Source organism: Kaistella haifensis DSM 19056 (genome assembly GCF_000735695.2).
Classification (GTDB): Bacteria; Bacteroidota; Bacteroidia; order Flavobacteriales; family Weeksellaceae; genus Kaistella; species Kaistella haifensis.
On the sequence record NZ_JASZ02000053.1, the window covers coordinates 1 to 3,684 of the forward strand.

Here is a 3,684-nt window from a genome sequence, read left to right on the forward strand (position 1 = left end):
CATCCCCATAAGAGGACCATCATACTGCTGAAAAGCCACCGGAGCTTCCGTTCAACGGGCTTTCATTTCTTGTCTTGCAGACAAAACGAAAGCTTAGTTATTAGCAGAAGTGTTTTTTTTTATGCCTTTTCACTATAATTATTCAACATTTTTTGTATTTCTAGTTTTAGTTCATTTTGAAAGGATTCTGGAGAAATAACTGTAACATTATGTCCGTGAGAAAGAATTTTTTGTGTGAAGTCAAAAGTTGGATAAAGCGTAACTTTTATTCGCAATTCTTTTTCATTATCAATTAATATTTCTTGTGAATGATGTAGCGGTAAGGATTTTATGTATTGCCCTTGATGTGGTGTAAAAGACAAAACAATTTCTTGTGGAGTTTGGTCTACAGTAGAAGAAACTCCAAATGAATTCTTGAATGAATCTTCTAAAATATCATCAAAACGAAGTTGTCTTGTGTGATGAATTTCAACATTAGAGATACGGTCTAAACCGAAACTTTTAATCTTCATTTTTTCATCGCTGGAAAGAAAATCTTCAACCGATTTTTTATTTTCGACAGAGAAATCAGTTGCTAAAAGATACCAGCGATTTTGAGATTCTTTCAAGGCGTAAGGAACTACAACTCTTTTTTCAGGTTCCTTTTCATAGAATTTTTGGTAGACAAAGGAAATCACTCTATGTCTTTTTATAGCATCAACAAAATCTGTGAAATGATACAAACCTTTCGGTTCTCTTTTTTCAAATATAATAATTTTAGAATTTTTCTTTGACTTTCTGAAGGCTTCAATTAGCAAAACATCCTCCAATGTATTATTAGAATCTTCATCTAACTCTTCATTACTTAAATAAAAAGTTCTTAAATCCTTTTTATATTTACTTTCTAAACCTAAAATTTCTGCAATCAGATTTCGGTCACGTTTAAAAGTTTTTTCACTAAATTTAAGTTCAAATCCTTTTTCTTGAAATTTTTCTTCAAGAAAGCCTTTGGTTTCTTCATAAGTGATTCCATTAGGTTTACTTTTTAGTAATTCTGCGATATACAATAAACGATGAATTTGTTCTAGTTTTGCCATTATTTTGCTTATAAAATTTCATCTAATCCATCAATCTCTTTAATGATAAGATTATGCTCATTTATTATGTAGTATTTTTCGTCCTTACAAACTTTGGCTTCTCCATCTTGAAAGACAGAAGCATAAGAATATTCAAATGGAATTATAATTTCATTTTTCCAATTGATAAATCCCCATAATTCTCCTTTGTTTCCAAGAATTATTTTACTTTCAAGCTCTTCAAAATCAATGAGATTATTATATTCTAAAGGAATTATTATGTTACCATTTCTATCAATTACACCAGAATAACCATCAACAGAAATTATTCCGTAGCCTTGCTTGTCAAAAATTGTTACATGTTCCCATTCAGTTGGCTCTTTTCCGTTATTCTCGTCTCGGTAAAAAGTAAAAACTTCTGTTACGTCTTTGGGTTGGAGTCTATTCATTTTTTAAAATATTTCTGATAATTTTCTACCCATTTTTTCCGCATTTACATAAGAATAAGCTGAATATGACCCATAATGTGGAATCGCATAAATAACCCTCTCTCCTAATAATCCTTTTTTGACATTACTTCCTAATGTTTCAATATTTTTAACCGAACAATTTTTCAGATTTGTATTATTGCTTGTTAAAAAAAGGATGTTTTTAGGATTTAAAATTTCAATAAATTCTCTTGTTTTCTCTATACAATAATTTTTAATTTCTTCCTTAATATCAATATTATTAATATGGATTTCTTTTTGAGTATTAAAATAAAACATATTCATCATTACTGAATTTTCCAAAACATTAAGGTTATTATCTTTGTTAAATACTCTCTTAAAAGCATTTCTCATAGTATCATTACCTTTTTCTTTTGCTTCAACTTCCCATTTTGGTTTTGTATTCAATGTATTTTCATTGTATCCTAAATCATCAAAAGGTCGTTTATTATATCCTTTGTCTAAAAGTAATTGACTGTAAGATTTATTTCCTCCAGGGTTTATTCCTATTATCAACAAATCAGGACTATAAAAAATAGGAGTTTGAAAAACATAAAAATCTAAATCAGTTTTTAAAGCAAATTCATGACATTGCTCTGCAACTTCTTTCAGCCATTTATCTTTTTTTAATTCAAAATCATTCATAATATTTTGTTTCAATTATTTACTAAACGTATATTTTGTAGTATCACTTCCCTCAGAATTTACTAAAACCAATTCATTTTCCGACAAACTTGAAACCACATAAATCAATACATCATTCTGAGTATTTTTTGCAGTGATTTTCTTATTGTTTTCATCAACTGTAAATGTATAATTGTCAGTATCCGTTATACAGTTGTTAGTAACAACCGAATTATGGTTTTCAAATAACTTGTTATTAGAATCAAACAAAAAGTTTCCAAGATTTAAACATGGTAAAGATGCTGGAACATTGGTTCCGTTGCTTTCCTTTTTTACAATTGTCCAAGTTCCTACTATTTTTTTGCTAATCGTTGTTTGTTCAGTAGTATCATCATCTCGATCTTCTCCACAGGAAGAAACAGCCAATAGAGCGATTGCTCCAATCCATATATTTTTCAGCATTTTATTATATTTTTTCGATTACAAAATAAGAACTTCCGCAGTTTCCTTCTTTCACTTCAATGTTATATTTTGTCTGAAATGCACTTACAATTTCTTTTGGTCTTGGTTCTCCACTTCTGTCTGAAATTACAATTTCCACACTCATTCCTTTAACAATTTTTCCACTGTCTCTTTTTGCGGTAACTTTCCAAAGTTTTGCCATAATTTTTATTTTTTTAGTTCTTTAATTCTTGCTTCTATTCTTTCTAAAATATTTTTGTCGGAATCGTTGTAAATATCCCTCATTTCTTCCGATTCTTTTTTAAATTCATTGATATTTAGATTGAATAATATTTGCCCTAATCGTTGATTGGGGTTTTCATTGCAATAATCTGTAATGATATTAAATATTTTTAGTTTTATTTCATTCATAATGATGCAAATATAAATTTTTAAACAGACAAAATATGTCTGTTTAATATTGCAAATCAAAAAATATTGAAATAATTTAAACTTTAGAGAAAATTTCTTTTGGAACGGAATTTTTTAACATTCTGACTAACGTTAAATTTTAATATTGATAATCAGTATTTTGTGATTTCAATATCTCTGTCAGTCAATCCAAATTTAGTGATTTGTTTTTGAATTCTTTTGGCTGCAGCAATTTTTCTTTTCTCGTCAAGGAACAGATATAGTGAAGGTGGTTGGTAGCTTTGCCCTTTCACAAGCATGTTCCAGATGATGACGGCAAGTTTGCGGGCCAGTGCAGAGACAGCAGTTGCTCTTCCTTTCTTGTAGTTCAACCTTTTGAAAAAGTCTGCGAGCCAGCCTTCTTTGAGATTACCGATGGCATTGGCAGTGTTTCGAAAGGCAATTTTGAGCCTTGAACTTCCTTTCGGGATGTGGTTGGACAGCACCTTGCCTCCGCTTATCTTGTTGTTTGGCGCAAGCCTAAGCCAGGCCGTGAACTGTTTAGCAGAGGGGAATTTCCTAATACCGTCTAATCCGATTTCAGCAATAAGGGTCATAATCAATCCCTCACTTACCCCTTCAATAGCCATCAGATCTACACCTTC

General features: G+C 30.4%; 7 protein-coding genes. All 7 read right to left on the reverse strand.

Features of this window, described 5'->3' with window-relative positions:
• Positions 1-119: 119 nt before the first annotated feature.
• Complete coding sequence (locus tag AP75_RS13435; RefSeq protein WP_031501652.1) at positions 120-1,076, reverse strand: helix-turn-helix transcriptional regulator; 957 nt, start codon at positions 1,074-1,076, stop codon at positions 120-122.
• An 8-nt stretch (positions 1,077-1,084) separates the two neighbouring features.
• Positions 1,085-1,504 carry a WG repeat-containing protein gene (locus AP75_RS13440; RefSeq protein ID WP_031501653.1) on the reverse strand — a complete coding sequence of 140 codons (420 nt, stop codon included), beginning with the start codon at positions 1,502-1,504 and terminating at the stop codon, positions 1,085-1,087.
• Between the two features lie 3 nt (positions 1,505-1,507).
• A complete protein-coding gene (locus AP75_RS13445; protein ID WP_143755912.1) occupies positions 1,508-2,188 on the reverse strand; it encodes a hypothetical protein in 681 nt (226 codons plus the stop codon).
• 15 nt (positions 2,189-2,203) lie between these two features.
• The gene (locus tag AP75_RS13450) at positions 2,204-2,629 is read right to left on the reverse strand and encodes a lipocalin-like domain-containing protein (RefSeq protein WP_031501656.1); all 426 of its coding nucleotides are present in this window, start codon (positions 2,627-2,629) and stop codon (positions 2,204-2,206) included.
• A 4-nt stretch (positions 2,630-2,633) separates the two neighbouring features.
• Complete coding sequence (locus AP75_RS13455) at positions 2,634-2,831, reverse strand: hypothetical protein (protein WP_051872515.1); 198 nt, start codon at positions 2,829-2,831, stop codon at positions 2,634-2,636.
• Positions 2,832-2,836: 5 nt separating this feature from the next.
• The gene (locus tag AP75_RS13460; protein ID WP_031501658.1) at positions 2,837-3,040 is read right to left on the reverse strand and encodes a hypothetical protein; all 204 of its coding nucleotides are present in this window, start codon (positions 3,038-3,040) and stop codon (positions 2,837-2,839) included.
• Between the two features lie 152 nt (positions 3,041-3,192).
• On the reverse strand, positions 3,193-3,684 hold a 492-nt coding region (locus AP75_RS13465), incomplete at its 5' end, for a transposase (protein WP_143755914.1).

Excerpts from the sequence above, each read along its gene's own strand:
- AP75_RS13435 (WP_031501652.1), bottom strand. The coding sequence starts at position 1,076 with ATGGCAAAACTAGAACAAATTCATCGTTTATTGTATATCGCAGAATTA.
- AP75_RS13440 (WP_031501653.1), bottom strand. The coding sequence starts at position 1,504 with ATGAATAGACTCCAACCCAAAGACGTAACAGAAGTTTTTACTTTTTAC.
- AP75_RS13445 (WP_143755912.1), bottom strand. The coding sequence starts at position 2,188 with ATGAATGATTTTGAATTAAAAAAAGATAAATGGCTGAAAGAAGTTGCA.
- AP75_RS13450 (WP_031501656.1), bottom strand. The coding sequence starts at position 2,629 with ATGCTGAAAAATATATGGATTGGAGCAATCGCTCTATTGGCTGTTTCT.
- AP75_RS13455 (WP_051872515.1), bottom strand. The coding sequence starts at position 2,831 with ATGGCAAAACTTTGGAAAGTTACCGCAAAAAGAGACAGTGGAAAAATT.
- AP75_RS13460 (WP_031501658.1), bottom strand. The coding sequence starts at position 3,040 with ATGAATGAAATAAAACTAAAAATATTTAATATCATTACAGATTATTGC.